The sequence below is a fragment of the Methylobacterium sp. Gmos1 genome (assembly GCF_053764715.1).
This window is the reverse complement of record NZ_JBSNCC010000005.1, coordinates 357,754-371,071: the sequence shown is the minus strand read 5'-3', so window position 1 is coordinate 371,071 and position 13,318 is coordinate 357,754. Positions and strand designations below refer to the sequence as shown.

14 protein-coding genes are annotated in these 13,318 nt (G+C 73.4%); 8 read left to right on the top strand and 6 right to left on the bottom strand.

Annotation, left to right across the window (positions count from 1 at the left end):
• Positions 1–13: 13 nt before the first annotated feature.
• Positions 14–1,024, top strand: a complete 1,011-nt coding sequence (locus ACS5PV_RS13665; RefSeq protein ID WP_455395859.1) for a zinc-binding alcohol dehydrogenase family protein — start codon at positions 14–16, stop codon at positions 1,022–1,024.
• A 142-nt stretch (positions 1,025–1,166) separates the two neighbouring features.
• Positions 1,167–1,592 (top strand): DUF4267 domain-containing protein, encoded by a 426-nt coding sequence (locus ACS5PV_RS13660; protein WP_455395858.1) that lies wholly within the window; start codon positions 1,167–1,169, stop codon positions 1,590–1,592.
• Here the strand turns inward: ACS5PV_RS13660 and ACS5PV_RS13655 are convergent.
• From ACS5PV_RS13655 to galE, 3 genes are all read right to left on the bottom strand, one after another.
• On the bottom strand, positions 1,580–2,377 hold the full coding sequence (locus ACS5PV_RS13655) for an aldolase (protein ID WP_455395857.1): 798 nt from the start codon (positions 2,375–2,377) through the stop codon (positions 1,580–1,582). The two genes, ACS5PV_RS13660 and ACS5PV_RS13655, sit on opposite strands and share 13 nt — an antisense overlap.
• 79 nt (positions 2,378–2,456) lie before the next feature.
• On the bottom strand, positions 2,457–3,635 hold the full coding sequence (locus ACS5PV_RS13650) for a lytic murein transglycosylase (protein WP_455395856.1): 1,179 nt from the start codon (positions 3,633–3,635) through the stop codon (positions 2,457–2,459).
• 3 nt (positions 3,636–3,638) lie between these two features.
• Complete coding sequence (gene galE, locus ACS5PV_RS13645) at positions 3,639–4,631, bottom strand: UDP-glucose 4-epimerase GalE (protein WP_455395855.1); 993 nt, start codon at positions 4,629–4,631, stop codon at positions 3,639–3,641.
• 177 nt (positions 4,632–4,808) lie between these two features.
• Between galE and galU the strand changes: the two genes are divergently transcribed.
• Positions 4,809–5,675, top strand: a complete 867-nt coding sequence (gene galU / locus ACS5PV_RS13640) for a UTP--glucose-1-phosphate uridylyltransferase GalU (RefSeq protein ID WP_455395854.1) — start codon at positions 4,809–4,811, stop codon at positions 5,673–5,675.
• Between the two features lie 136 nt (positions 5,676–5,811).
• Here galU and ACS5PV_RS13635 read toward each other — a convergent pair whose 3' ends face one another.
• The 3 genes from ACS5PV_RS13635 to ACS5PV_RS13625 form a co-directional block, all read right to left on the bottom strand.
• Entirely contained in the window at positions 5,812–6,138 is a 327-nt protein-coding gene (locus ACS5PV_RS13635; RefSeq protein WP_455395853.1) for a hypothetical protein, read from the bottom strand.
• A 330-nt stretch (positions 6,139–6,468) separates the two neighbouring features.
• Positions 6,469–7,683, bottom strand: a complete 1,215-nt coding sequence (locus ACS5PV_RS13630) for a type II secretion system F family protein (RefSeq protein WP_455395852.1) — start codon at positions 7,681–7,683, stop codon at positions 6,469–6,471.
• Positions 7,684–9,414: a GspE/PulE family protein gene (locus ACS5PV_RS13625; protein ID WP_455395851.1), complete on the bottom strand. Its 1,731-nt coding sequence runs from the start codon at positions 9,412–9,414 to the stop codon at positions 7,684–7,686.
• A 165-nt stretch (positions 9,415–9,579) separates the two neighbouring features.
• On the opposite strand from ACS5PV_RS13625, the gene ACS5PV_RS13620 reads away from it, so the two are divergent.
• The 5 genes from ACS5PV_RS13620 to ACS5PV_RS13600 all read left to right on the top strand — a co-directional run bounded on the left by ACS5PV_RS13620 (position 9,580) and on the right by ACS5PV_RS13600 (position 13,238).
• Positions 9,580–10,665: a hypothetical protein gene (locus ACS5PV_RS13620; protein ID WP_455395850.1), complete on the top strand. Its 1,086-nt coding sequence runs from the start codon at positions 9,580–9,582 to the stop codon at positions 10,663–10,665.
• Positions 10,662–11,183 carry a GspMb/PilO family protein gene (locus tag ACS5PV_RS13615; RefSeq protein WP_455395849.1) on the top strand — a complete coding sequence of 174 codons (522 nt, stop codon included), beginning with the start codon at positions 10,662–10,664 and terminating at the stop codon, positions 11,181–11,183. The genes ACS5PV_RS13620 and ACS5PV_RS13615 overlap by 4 nt, the downstream gene beginning before the upstream one ends.
• A gap of 13 nt (positions 11,184–11,196) precedes the next feature.
• The gene (locus ACS5PV_RS13610; RefSeq protein ID WP_455395848.1) at positions 11,197–11,718 is read left to right on the top strand and encodes a hypothetical protein; all 522 of its coding nucleotides are present in this window, start codon (positions 11,197–11,199) and stop codon (positions 11,716–11,718) included.
• Between the two features lie 248 nt (positions 11,719–11,966).
• On the top strand, positions 11,967–12,854 hold the full coding sequence (locus ACS5PV_RS13605) for an MBL fold metallo-hydrolase (RefSeq protein ID WP_455395847.1): 888 nt from the start codon (positions 11,967–11,969) through the stop codon (positions 12,852–12,854).
• Between the two features lie 153 nt (positions 12,855–13,007).
• Positions 13,008–13,238 carry a hypothetical protein gene (locus tag ACS5PV_RS13600; protein ID WP_455395846.1) on the top strand — a complete coding sequence of 77 codons (231 nt, stop codon included), beginning with the start codon at positions 13,008–13,010 and terminating at the stop codon, positions 13,236–13,238.
• Positions 13,239–13,318 lie beyond the last annotated feature (80 nt).

Genomic DNA, 13,318 nt, shown 5'->3' with positions numbered 1-13,318 from the left:
AAGACCCATTCCGATGAAGGTGCTCCTCTGCGACGAGCCGAGCCGCCTGCGCGTGACCGAGCGGCCGGAGCCGGTCCCGGCCGAGGGCGAGGCGCTGGTGCGCATCCGCCGGGTCGGCATCTGCGGCACGGATTTCCACATTTACCAGGGCAAGCACCCGTTCCTGGAATACCCGCGGGTGATGGGCCACGAGCTCTCCGGCACGATCGAGCGGGCGCCCGCCGGCAGCGGGCTCGAGGCGGGCCAGACCTGCTACGTCGTGCCCTACCTGTCCTGCGGACGCTGCGTCGCCTGCCGCAAGGGCGTGACCAATGCCTGCCAGGCCATCAGCGTGCTCGGCGTCCACTGCGACGGCGGGATGGCCGAGTTGGTGAGCGTCCCGGCGCGGAACGTCGTGCCGGTGGGCGACACACCGCTCGACGACGCCGCGATGATCGAGTTCCTGGCGATCGGCGCCCACGGGGTGAAGCGCGGCGGCATCACGCGGGACGATCGCGTGCTGGTGGTCGGCTCGGGGCCGATCGGCATGTCGGCGGTGATCTTCGCCAAGGCGCGGGGCGCCCACGTCACCGTGATGGACCTGCGCGAGGACCGGCTCGCCTTCACGCGAGAGTCGCTCGGCGCCGACGCGCTGCTCCTCGCCGACGGCGAGGCCGAGGCGAAGGCCGGGGCGGCGACATCCGGCGAGTTCTACGATTGCGTGATCGACTGCACCGGCAACCGCGCGGCGATGCAGCGCGGCTTCGGCTTCGTCGGCCATGGCGGGGGCTACGTGCTGGTGAGCGTGGTGCGCGACGACATCGTGTTCTCGGACCCCGAGTTCCACAAGCGCGAGACCACCCTGTTCGCCAGCCGCAACGCCCAGCCCGACGACTTCGCCGAGGTGGTGCGCCAGATGCAGGCCGGCCGCGTGCCGACGCAGGCGCTGCGCACCCATCGCGGCGCGCTGGCGGACGGGCCGGAGCTGTTCCGCGACTGGCTGCGGCCCGAGGCGGGGGTGATCAAGGCGATCCTGGAACTCTGACCGAACCGCCCCGCAGGGTCCCTTTCCGTCCCACCCGCGACCTCGGGACGAGGTCGCGGGTGGGACGGAGGATGTCGATTGGTCAGACCAGCTCCCAACCCAGGTGAAGGCACCGGCCCGCGTCTTCGGGCATGCCGGCGGCATGGACCGACGCCATCTCACCACCGGAGACGGCCGCCTCTCCCCCGCCGACCCGCGCCTCTGGATCGTCCTCGCCATGGCGCTGGTCTTCGGGGCGCTGGGGGGCCTGTTCCTGGCGGCGCCCGCGCTGGGCGCGCTGATCTACGGCGTGCCGGCGCCCGAAGGCATCGGCCGCATCTACCTGCGGGCGATCGGGGCGCGGGACGCGGCCCTTGCCCTCTACCTCGCCGGCCTCGCCCTGCTCTCGACCCGGCGCGCCGTGGCGACCGTGCTCGCCGCGAGCCTCGTCATCCCGGCCTGCGACCTGGTGCTGGTCCTGTCCGCCGGCACCGCGGCGTGGTGGCAGGTGGCGTTGCACGCGGTGAGCGCCGGCGTGCTGGCGCTCGTCGCCCTGTGGCTCGCCGCTCCCCGTGTTCACTCGGCGTAATCCGGCTCCTCCCGGTCGAGCCGCCGGCGCACCGCCGCGAGGTGCAGCCGCGCCGATTCCGGATCGCCCTCGCGCATCTGGCGGTAGGCGGCCTCGGCGATGGCGGGGTCGACCGGCAGGACCGCGCGGCCGGTCGAGAGGGCGAGCACCTGCACCTCGGCCGCGCGCTCCAGGTAGTAGAGGTCGTCCCAGGCCTCCGCGATGGTGGGCCCGAGCACCATCACGCCGTGGTTCTTCATGAACACGATGTCGGCCTCGCCGACGCTGTCGGCGATGCGGTCGCCCTCCCGCTCGTCGAGGGCGAGCCCATTGTAGTTCCGGTCGAAGGCGGTGCGGCCGTAGAACTTGAGCGACGTCTGTCCGGCGAAGATCAGGGGATCGCCCTCGGTCATCGAGAGGGCGGTGGCGTAGGGCATGTGGGTGTGGAACGCCACGCGGGCGCGCGGGATGCGCTTGTGCAGGCGGGCATGGATGTAGAACGCGGTCGCCTCCGGCTGGCCTTCGCCCGAGACGACGTTGCCGTGGAAGTCGCAGACCAGGAGTTTCGAGGCCGTGAGTTCCGCGAAGGCGTAGCCGTAGGGGTTGACGAGGAAGAGGTCGTCGTAGCCCGGCACCATCGCCGAGAAGTGGTTGCAGATGCCCTCCTCGAGGCCGAGGCGCGCCGCCATGCGGAAGCAGGCCGCCAAGTCCTCTTTGGCGCGACGTACCTCGGGTCCGGCGAGGTCGGGCTGGTTGAGGCCGTCGGGAATCCGCTCGCCGGCCGGCGCGCCGAGTGCGTGAGCCATGATGCCACTTCCTCCAACAATCCGGCGGATCCTGGCGGAAGCCGGCCCCGCTTGTCCACGCTTGCCGGGACAGTCGAGATCAGCGCGCGGCGCGCAGATGCTCCAGGAGGGCGGGGGTGGCGTAGCCGTCCGCCGGCAGCCCGGCGGCGATCTGGTAGCGCCGCACCGCCTCGCGCAATTTCGGGCCCGCCCGGCCGTCGAACGGGCCGTCGTAGAACGCGCGTCCCGAGAGCCCGCGCTGGAGCGCGGCGAGCCCGGCCTGGTCGAGGCGCGGGCCGGTCGGCCAGGGGGCGGCGAGGGGAGGGCCCCCGGCGATCCGGTCGGAGAAGTGGCCGACGGCGAGCGCGTAGGAATCCGAGGTGTTGTAGGCGCGGATCGCCTCGAAATTGGCGGTGACGAGGAAGGCCGGCCCGCCGGCGCCGCCGGGCAGGAACAGGCTCGCCTCGCCCGCCTCCGGCAGGGCCGTGCCGTCGAGGGCCCGCACCCCGCGGCGGGCGAAATCGGCGAACGGGCCGCGGTAGCGCGCGAGGTCGAAGTCCGGCGGCAGGGTCACGGCGACGCCCCAGGGCAGGTCGCGGCGCCAGCCGGCCTGGCTGAGGAAGCGCGCGATCGACGCGAGCGCGTCGGGCGCCGAGTCCCAGATGTCGCGCCGGCCGTCGCCGTCGAAGTCGACGGCGCTGCGCAGGTAGGCCGAGGGCAGGAACTGCGTCTGCCCCATGGCGCCGGCCCAGGAGCCGCACATCCGCTCCGGTCTCACGTCGTGGTGCTCGAGGATCTCGAGCGCGGCGAGCAATTCGTCGCGAAACAGCTCGCCGCGGTGGCGCGCCTCGGCGAGGGTGGCGAGCGCGCGGATCACCGGCACCGTGCCGGCGCTGGCGCCGAAATCCGATTCGATGCCCCAGAAGGCCAGCACCACCGGACCGGGCACGCCGTAGGCCGCCTCGATCGCCTGAAGCGTCTCGGCCCGGCGCGCGGCTTCCGCGCGGCCACGGGCGATGCGGCCGGCGGAGACCGCGCCGGTCAGGTACTCCCAGACCGGGCGGCCGAACTCGCCCTGGCGGCGCAGGCGCGCCAGCACCGCCGGATCCGGGGTCACGCCCCGGAACGCGGCGTCGAAGGTCGCACGCGAGATTTTTCGCGATTGGGCCGCCGGCCACAGCTCCTCGACGAAGGTCCGGAAATCACCCGCGCCGACGGGGGCGGCAAGGACCAGGACGGCGCAGGACGCGAGAGCCGCGCGAAGAGCGAACCGGAGCATCGGTCAGACCCGGTTGCGCCGGCCCAGCGCCTCCTCCCAGGCGAGCGCCTGGGTCACGATCCCGCGCAGGTCGTCGTGCCGGGGCACCCAGCCGAGCTCGGCCCGGATGCGGTCGGCCCCGGCGACGATCCGCGACGGGTCGCCGGCCCGCCGCGGCGAGAGCTTGACCGGGAAGTCGACGCCGGAGACCGACTTCACCACGTCGATCACCTCCAGCACCGAGTAGCCGCGGCCGTAGCCGCAATTGAGCGTCAGGCTTGCTCCCCCCCCGCGCAGGTGGTTGAGCGCCGCGAGGTGGGCCGCCGCCAGGTCGGAGACCTGGATGTAGTCGCGCAGGCACGACCCGTCCGGCGTCGGGTAGTCGGTGCCGAACACCTCGAGTTGGCCGCGCCTGCCCAAAGCCGCCTGCGTGGCGACCTTGATGAGGTGGGTGGCGTTGGGGGTCGACTGGCCCGAGCGCCCGCGCGGATCGGCGCCCGCGACGTTGAAGTAGCGCAAGACCACGTAGCTGATGCCGTGGGCGCGGGCGGCGTCCTCCAGCATCCACTCGGTCATCAGCTTGGAGCGGCCGTAGGGGTTGATCGGGTTCGGGGTCAGGTCCTCGGGCACCGGCACGACCGCCGGCTCGCCGTAGACGGCCGCCGTCGAGGAGAAGATCACGTGGCGCACGCCTGCCCCGATCGCCGCCTCGAGGAGGGCCCGCGACTTCACCGTGTTGGCGAGGTAGTAGCCCAGCGGATCGGACACCGAATCCGGCACCACGATCTTGGCGGCGAAATGCGCCAGCGCGTCGATCTTGTGCCGGCGGATGGTCTCGGCGACGAGAGCCTGGTCGGCGACGTCGCCGCGCACCAGCGTGACTTCCGGCGGCAGCGCCCAGTCGAAGCCGGTCGAGAGATCGTCGAGGACCACCACGTCGTCGTGGCCGGCGTCGATCAGGGCGAGCACCATGTGGCTGCCGATGTAGCCCGCGCCGCCCGTGACAAGTACCGCCATTTCGCTCGCTCCCCGGCGTGAGACGGGTTGATCCATACCCCGCAATGCTTCAGCGTCAATTAAGCTGTCGGGTGGCAAGGCTGCTCGGAGGGAGGGTGTCCGCCGGGCGTGAGAGGCCCGGACATGCCCGCTTCCGCCGGGCGGTCCGGCAGCTCCTTGTTCACTGGATCACGCACGATGAAACGCATTCGCAAAGCCGTCCTCCCGGTCGCGGGCCTCGGCACCCGTTTCCTGCCGGCGACCAAGGCGGTGCCCAAGGAGATGCTGACGGTCGTCGACCGTCCGGTGGTCCAGCACGTGGTCGACGAGGCCCGGGAAGCCGGGATCGAGCACTTCATCTTCGTCACCGGCCGCGGCAAGGCGGTGATCGAGGATCATTTCGACATCTCCTACGAGCTCGACCGCACCCTGCAGGAGCGCGGCAAGACCGAGGCCTACGAGGCCCTGAAGAAGGACCTGCCGGCCGCCGGCCAGACCAGCTTCACCCGCCAGCAGGAGCCGCTGGGCCTCGGCCACGCGGTCTGGTGCGCCCGCGAGATCGTCGGCGACGAGCCCTTCGCGGTGATCCTGCCGGACATGCTCAGCCGCGGCAGCATGGTGCAGATGCTCAAGGCCTACGAGCAGCACGGCGGCAACATCATCGCCGTCGAGGAGGTCGCCCCCGACCAGACCCACCAGTACGGCATCGTCAGCGTCGGCGAGCAGTACGGCGACACCTTCGAGATCACCGGCATGGTGGAGAAGCCGCCGAAGGGCACCGCGCCGTCGAACTACATCATCTCGGGCCGCTACATCCTCCAGCCGGAGATTTTCTCCATCCTCGAGCGCGGCGAGCGCGGGGCGGGCGGCGAGATCCAGCTCACCGACGGGATGAAGCGCCTGTCGGAGACGCAGAAGTTCTACGGCATGCACTATCGCGGCAAGACCTACGATACCGGCTCGAAGCTCGGCTTCCTGGTCGCGAACCTCGCCTACGGCCTGGAGCGGCCGGAGCTGCGCGACGCGCTCAAGCAGGAGATCGAGGAGCTTCTGAAGAAGGGCTGAGGGCTGCAAAGTATTTTCCGACGAAGTGGAGGCCGGTTCGTCGAAGAAAATGCGGCATGATCAAAGACCCGAAGCGTCGCCAGGTCGCAAAGCGACCGGGCGACGCTTCTGGCCCCGCGCCCGGGCGCGGGGCCGCCTACTCGTCGTCGAACCAGTTGCGGCCGGGCTCGATGCAGCGGTAGCCGACGAGGCATTCCGGCGTGTCGCGGGTCGGCACGAAGGCGTTCTTGGTGATCTGCGTCGGCTCGCAGAAGCTGCGGTCGCGCACGAAGCGGTCGTAGGTGTAGCCGCCGGTGCCGAGCACCGCGGCGCCCCGGGCCGCGAGGAAGCTCCGCGCCTGGCCGCAGGTCATGGCAAGGGTCGAGGGGCGCCCCTGCTGCGCGAGCGCCAGAGTCGGAACCGTCGCGAGGGCAAGAGCAGCGCAGAGGATCAACGATCCGAGCTTTGTGCGATGGGCGAACACCAGGACGCTTCCACGTTGAGCAGATCTGTCTGGCGGCACCCCATTGTGCAAGACAAGACCCAGGATCCCCTCTCCAGGCGATGCCGGGCTTGCCCGGTATCGCTGCAAGATGTGGGAGAGGGGTAGGGGTGAGGATGACACGGTTCTGAGTCGAACTCAGACTGTTCCGCTGCCAGCACCACGCTCAGCGCTTTACACTGAAGCGTGACACCCTCACCCCCGGCCCCTCTCCCACACGGGAGAGGGGGGATCCTGCGCCTCTTATTTCCGCGACAGTTCTACGGTTTCGAGCGCGGCCAACGCGCGGGCGTTCGGCCCGGATCCCTCGGCCTACTGCGTCAATTGTCCCACGCTCAGGATCGCTCCCATCACCGAGATGATGAGCCCGCCGATCAGCCCGCCGATCGCCACGGTGACCAGCGGGGTGAGCAGCGCGAGCAGGCGGTCGATGCGCTGGCGGGTCTCGGTCTCGTGCATCTCGGCGGCGTGGATGAGGACGCTGCCGAGGCGGTTCACCTGCTCGCCGCTGGCGATCAGGTTCAGGGTCGAGGCGGCGTAGGGCTTGAGCGAGGACAGCCCCGAGGCGAGGCTGCCGCCCTCGCTGAGCCGCCGCCCGGCCTCGTCGAGGGCGCGGCGAAACACCCGGTTGCCGGCGAGCGGCCGGGTCGCCGCCACCGCGTCGGGGATCGGTACCTCGGCGGTTAGCAAGGTCCCGAGCACCCGGCAGAACCGGCCGCACTCGATGCCGACCACGATCTCGCGCACCAGCGGCATGCGGAGCGCGGCCTGCGCCCGCGCCGCCGCGAAGGCGGGCATCCGCCACGCCCGGGCGAGCCCGAGGACGACGAGCGCGAGCCCGCCGAGGAGGAACGGCCAGGTCGCCGAGAGGGTGTCGCCGAGCCAGCCGGCGGCGCGGATCGCGAAGGGCGGCGCCTGGCCGCTACCCTCGAAGAGGGGAGCCAGCGCCGGCACCAGCACGCCGACGATCATCGCCACGGTGCCGACCGCCATCGCGATCAGCAGCGCCGGATAGATCATCGCCGAGGTCAGGTGGCGCCGGACCGCGTCGCGGCGCTCGATCGAGGCGGTGAGCGAGCCGACCACGTCGACGAGGGTACCGGTGGCCTCGCCGGCGCGCACGATGTCGACCATGTCGCGGGGAAAGGCCTGGGGATGGGCCGCCATCGCCCGCGACAGCGAGGCGCCGGCCACCACCCGCTCCAAAAGGTCGGCGAGCACCGGCTTCAAGGCCGGGCCGGCCTGGCGCTCGACGAGGCGCAGGGCGCGGTCGACGGTGAGGCCTGCGCCGACGAGCGTGCCGAACTCGCGCAGGAAGGCGATGCGGGCGGCGTCGTTGACCCGGTCGCGCCCGAAGAGGTCGCGGCGCCAGAACGGCGCCGGCCCGGCCGCCGCCTGCTCGATCTCGTAGACCTGGAGCCCGTCGGCGCGAAGCTGCGCCACCGCGCGCGGGCGGGTCTCGGCCTCGATCGTGCCGGCGCGGGAGCGCCCGTCGGCCGCGTAGGCCTTGTAGGCGAAGCGCGGCATTTACACGATTCCTTCCAGCACCCGCCCGACCTCGTCGAGGGTCGTCTCGCCGTCGAGCACCCGCGCCCGGGCGCAATCGGCGAGCCCTGTCATCCCGGCGGCGCGCGCCCGGGCGGTAAGCGTCTGCTCGTCGGCGCGCTGGGCGATCAGCCCGCGCAACTCGCCGTCGAGGGGCATGATCTCCGAGGCGACCATGCGGCCGCGGTACCCCGTGCCGTTGCAGGCCGGGCAGCCGCGGGCGCGCTTGAGGCTCACAGGAACGTCCGGCGGGATGCCGAGGCGTAGGCGCTCCTGGGGCGTCGCCGGGGTCGGCTCGGCGCAGGATGCGCATAGCCGGCGTACCAGGCGCTGGGCGACGACGCCGTTGAGGACCGCGGCGATGAGGTAGGGCTCGACGCCCATGTCCATCAGGCGCGTCACGGTGGCGGGGGCGGAGTTGGTGTGCAGCGTCGAGATCACGAGGTGGCCGGTCAGCGCCGCCTGCACGGCGATGCGGGCGGTCTCGCCGTCGCGGATCTCGCCGACCATCACCACGTCCGGGTCCTGGCGCAGGATCGAGCGGAGGGCGGCGGCGAAGTCGAGGCCGATGCCGGGATGGGCCTGGACCTGGTTGACGCCGGCCATCCGGTACTCGACCGGATCCTCGACGGTGACGACCTTGAGGTGGGGGCCGTTGATCCGGCGCAAAGCCGCGTAGAGCGTCGTGGTTTTGCCTGAGCCGGTCGGGCCGGTGACGAGGACGAGGCCGTTCGGCCGGCTCGTCATCGCGGCGATCTCGTCGATCGCCGCCGCGTCGAAGCCGAGAGCGGAAAAGTCCTCGACCCGACGCGACCCGTCGAGGACGCGCAGCACCACGCTCTCGCCATGCGCCGTCGGCAGGGTCGAGACGCGGATGTCGACGTCCTGGCCGCGGTCGGGGGCCTGCATGCGCCCGTCCTGGGGCAGGCGCCGCTCGGCGATGTTGAGCCCGGCCTGGATCTTGATGCGGGTGGTGAGCGCGAGCTGCACCGACTTCGCCAGCCGCTCGGCTTCGACCAGCACGCCGTCGACGCGGTAGCGCACCCGCATGTCGCCTTCTTCCGCCTCCAGGTGGATGTCCGAGGCCGAGAGCTCGAAGGCCTTGCGCACCAGGCGCGCGGAGAGCCGCACGATCGGCGCCTGGCTCGCCACGTCGGCGAGGCGCGCGAGATCGTCGCCGTCGCTCGCCTCGTCGTCCTCGGCGACGTCGCCGTAGACGGCGCGATGCGCCCGCTCGAAGCTGCCGGGCCCGAGCAGGCAGGGCGAAACCGCGCGGTCGAGCAGGTGCTCCAGCGCCCGGACCGTCTCGCCGTCGAAGGGGTCGACGAGCGCCACGACGAGGCGGTCGGGCTCGGCGGAGAGCGGCAGCACCCGGGCGCGGGCGCAGTAATCGGAGGAGAGGAGGTCCGGCAGCACCGGCTCGCCCGGCAGGTCCTCCTGGCGCAGGATCGGCAGGCCGGTCGCCTCCGACAGGGCGGTGACGAGCGTCGTCTCGTGGACGAGGCCGAGTTCGGTCAGCAGCAGGGGCAGGGGGCGACGGCTTTGGCCCTCGAGGGCAGCGAGCGCCCGCTCGTGGCCGGCGGCGTCGAGCACGTCGCTCTCGGCGAGCCGGTCGACGAAGGCGCGCAGGTCGTCGGTGCGGCTGCGGGCGGCGTCGCGCCGGTCGATCCGCGCCCGCCGCGGCCGGGTCTTGCCCGCCCAGATGCTCAGCATCGTCCTGACCCAGAGACAGCTAAAGTTGAAGCCCGGAGAAACCGGTCGGCGCGGGGCCGCACCCGTGCATTCTCGCGCGGCGTCCTTAAGCGGACGGAAACGTCGCCGCGTTAGAGGTCTCGACCACGCCCGCCGCATCCTGGCGGGCGCCGGAGCCGACCGGTCTTGCGCGCGCCATCCCTCCCGTCCCCGGCCCAGGGCCTGCTGTCGTCGGCCGAGGCCGCTTTGCGCTCCGGCCTCGACGCGGCCTCGCACGGGCTCGGCCTCACCGAGGCCCGCGCCGACCGCGAGCCGGCGCTCCTGACCCTGCGGCTCGGGGCCCCGGGCGAGTCCGGCCTCTCGGTGATCGACCGGCGCGACGGGCAGGACCGGACCTATCGCCTCGACCTCCAGGCGGACGACCTCGCCGAGCGGATCGCGGCGATCCGGGGCGGCCGGCCGGGGGCCAGCGCGAAGATCGTGGTCGATCCCGCCGCCTGCTTCGTGCGCACCCTCGACCTGCCGGGCGCCGCCCTGCCGCGGATGCGCGCGGTGCTGGCGCAGGAGCTCGAAGCCGCGACCCCGTTCCGTGCCGACCAGGTCTTCTCCGACTGGTACGTCGAGGGCGAGGACCCTGAGACCCGCACCCTGCGGGTGCGCCACGTCGTGCTCAAGCGCGCCCGCCTCGCACCCCTGCTGGCGGCGCTGGCGGAAGCGGGGATGCGGGCGAGCGTCGTCGCGGTCGGGCCGGCGGAGGACCGGACGATGCCGGTCGACCTCCTGTCGAGCGGGCACCACGCCCTGCCGTCGCTGCTGCGCAGGACCGGCGACCTCGTGCTGGTCGTATCGACCGGCCTGTTCCTTCTCGGCGCCTTCCTCGGCCTGCGCCAGCACCAGGCGGCGACGCTCACCGCCCTCGACGACGCCTTCGCCACCGCCCGCCGGACCGCGGCCTCGGGGCTGCCGCCGGCGGTCCAGGCGGGGGCCGCCGCGATCCTGGCCGGGCGCGGCCTGCCCGTGGCGCGGGTCTGGGATTCGGTCGCGGCGGCGCTGCCGGGCACGGCCTCGGTGCAGTCGCTTCGCCTCGCGCCGGCGGGGCTCGAACTGACGCTTCTCGCCCAAGAGACCCCGGCCTCTCCCGCGCCGGCAATCCTCGCGGCCCTGGCGCGGCTGCCGGGCTTCGGCGCGCCCGAGCTGCGCCAGGACGCGCCGGCGGAGGGCGGCCGGCGCCTCGTCGTCGCGCTGCCGCGCCGCACCGGGGCCCGGCCGTGAGGCCGGCCCTCGCCGGACGGCCGCTCGTCGCCGGCCTCGCCGGACTGGTCCTCGTCGCCGCCTTCGGGCTCGGGCCAACGCTCGACGCGCTCGGCGCCCAGGACGACATCGCGTTCGCCCGCGAGCGCCTGGCCCGGGCGCAGGCCGCCTCCGCCGGTCCGCCGCCGGTGCCGCCCCTGTCGGCGGCGGACGAGGCCGGCCTCGTCCTCGCCTTCCGGGCCCGCCTCGACGCCCTGGCGGCCGAGCGCGTCGCGGTAGTCGACGGGGCCGGGCTCCAGCCCGATCCCGCGCGCCCGACCCTGCCGCGCCTCACGGCCTCGCTGCGGGGCTCCGCCGAGGGCCTGCACGGGCTGCTCCAGGCGCTCGAGACGGGCGCGCCCCTGATCGTGCCGGAGGAGACCGAGCTCGGCATCGAGCGCCCGGCCGATCCGGAGACCGGGCGCGCCACCGTGATGCGGCTCACCCTCACGGTGCGCGGCGTCCTGCTGCCCGCCCCGGCCGCCAAAAGCACGCCGTAAGGAGCGACCTTCCGTGGGACGGACCGGACCTCACCTGCGCGCGACCCTGGCGGCGACCGGGCGCGGCCCCCGCATCGCGTGCGGCTTGGCGGCCTGCACGATGCTCGCCGCCTTCGCCTGGCCGGTCGACGGGGGACCGGCGCCCCTGCCGCCCCGCGTCGCCGCCGCGATGCCGCCGGCGGACGAGACCGCCTTGCAGCGCCCCCTCTTCGATCCCGGCCGGCGTCCCTGGACCGCCCGGGGCGGGCGCGACATCCTGGACGGCGACCCGCCGCGGCCGGTCCTGACCGTGCGCGGCATCCTGCTCGACGGCGCCGCCGCCCGGGCGCTGATCGACGACGGCAGCGGCACCCAGGCCTGGCTCGCCCGCGGCGAGGGCCGGGGCGACTGGCGGATCACTGCGATCGGGCGCGACCAGGTCACCCTGGCCCAGGGCGAGCGCCGCTACGTCGCGACCTTCCTCGGTGCGCCCGCGACCCTGCGGCCGGTGGGGGCGAAGCCGGTGGCGGAGGCGGGGCAGTCCGCGCGGCCGTGAGGCAGGGCCGGGCGAGGCAGGTCGTGACGCCCGCCCGGACCCCGCGTACCGCCGGCATCGACGGCGGCGGCGAAGGTGATCGAGCCGTTCGGGAGGTTCGCCGGGCCTCTGCCGGGATGGGTCGCGGTGGTGAGCAGCACGTCGCGCGCCTGCTGGTTGGTCACCTCCCGACGGGAAGCGGGCCGGCGCGCGGGAACTCATACTCCTTGGGAGCATTGAGCCGGGCATTCCCGTCGCGAGGTGCCGGCATGACCCAGCAGATCCCGATCGGCCCCGATTCGGTCTCCGACGAGCCCGCCGGCCCGGACGGCACCCACGCCCTGCGGCCGGACCTCGCCTACCAGCGCCACGCCATCGTCAACGTCGCGTATCTCGGCGCGCCCGGGGCGGGCGACCGCGGCTGGGTACTGGTCGATGCCGGGATCATGGGCTCGCGCGGGTCGATCGAATCGGCCGCCGCGGCCCGCTTCGGCGCCGGTGCCCGGCCCTCGGCGATCGTGCTTACCCATGGCCATTTCGACCATGTCGGGGTGCTGGAGGACCTCGCCGAGGCCTGGGACGTCCCGGTCTGGGCGCACCCCCTGGAACGGCCCTATCTCGACGGCAGCGCTGCCTATCCGCCGCCGGACCCGAGCGTCGGCGGCGGACTCGTCGCCCGGCTCTCGCCGCTGTTTCCGACGAAGCCCGTCGATGTCGGCGCCCGCCTGCGCCTGCTGCCGGTGGACGGCAGCGTGCCGCCGTTGCCGGGCTGGCGCTGGCTCCACACCCCGGGCCACTCCCCCGGTCACGTCTCGCTCTGGCGTGCCGCCGACCGGACGCTGATCGCCGGCGACGCCTTCGTCGCCACGGCGCAGGAATCGGTCTACGCCGTCGCGACCCAGGCGCCCGAGATGCACGGCCCGCCGCGCTATCTCACCACCGACTGGGACGCCGCCGGGCGCTCGGTCGAGGCCCTGGCGCAGCTCGAGCCCGAGCTGGCGCTCACCGGCCACGGCCGGCCCCTGCACGGCCCCGGCCTGCGCCAGGCCCTGCACGACCTCGCCCGCGACTTTTCCGTGGTGGCGGTGCCGGAGACGGGGCGCTACGTCGAGGCGCCGGTGCGTGCCGGCGATCCGGCGGCGACGCGGGCGCCCTGAGCGGCGCTCTCCCCATTATTCACATCGCCCGCCACATCGGCGGGTCCGGGCGCGAACGCAGCTTGACCGGGACGGCCTCGCCGTGGCTTGTTCACGTTATGTTCTAACGTGAGTCGGCGGCAGCCGGCCTCGTGCAGCGGCGAGACGAAATCCATGAGCCACGAGCCGGCGGAACGACGGGACGGGCGGGCGCCCGGCGTCGAGACGATCGCCGTCGCCTACCTCACCGCCGCCGGGGGCGATGCGGGCCTGGCGCTGCGCCGGGCGATCGCCGACGCGCTCGCCGATCTCGGCGAGGCCGAGCGGCGCACGCGCCAGCGCGACCGGCTGATCTCGCGCGGCTACGTGCGGGCGGGGCCGGTCGCAGAGGTGAGGCGGCCCTGACGGGGCGCGGGTGTTCAGCCCTCCCCCGCAGAGGGGGGAGGGGTCGGGCGGCGCGCCTCACCTGCACATCGTCCGCCCGC

Coding starts and splice junctions, on each gene's coding strand:
- ACS5PV_RS13600 (WP_455395846.1), top strand. CDS start 13,008: ATGAGCCACGAGCCGGCGGAACGACGGGACGGGCGGGCGCCCGGCGTC.
- ACS5PV_RS13630 (WP_455395852.1), bottom strand. CDS start 7,683: ATGCCGCGCTTCGCCTACAAGGCCTACGCGGCCGACGGGCGCTCCCGC.
- galE (WP_455395855.1), bottom strand. CDS start 4,631: ATGGCGGTACTTGTCACGGGCGGCGCGGGCTACATCGGCAGCCACATG.
- galU (WP_455395854.1), top strand. CDS start 4,809: ATGAAACGCATTCGCAAAGCCGTCCTCCCGGTCGCGGGCCTCGGCACC.
- ACS5PV_RS13650 (WP_455395856.1), bottom strand. CDS start 3,635: ATGCTCCGGTTCGCTCTTCGCGCGGCTCTCGCGTCCTGCGCCGTCCTG.
- ACS5PV_RS13655 (WP_455395857.1), bottom strand. CDS start 2,377: ATGGCTCACGCACTCGGCGCGCCGGCCGGCGAGCGGATTCCCGACGGC.
- ACS5PV_RS13625 (WP_455395851.1), bottom strand. CDS start 9,414: ATGCTGAGCATCTGGGCGGGCAAGACCCGGCCGCGGCGGGCGCGGATC.
- ACS5PV_RS13665 (WP_455395859.1), top strand. CDS start 14: ATGAAGGTGCTCCTCTGCGACGAGCCGAGCCGCCTGCGCGTGACCGAG.
- ACS5PV_RS13660 (WP_455395858.1), top strand. CDS start 1,167: ATGGACCGACGCCATCTCACCACCGGAGACGGCCGCCTCTCCCCCGCC.
- ACS5PV_RS13605 (WP_455395847.1), top strand. CDS start 11,967: ATGACCCAGCAGATCCCGATCGGCCCCGATTCGGTCTCCGACGAGCCC.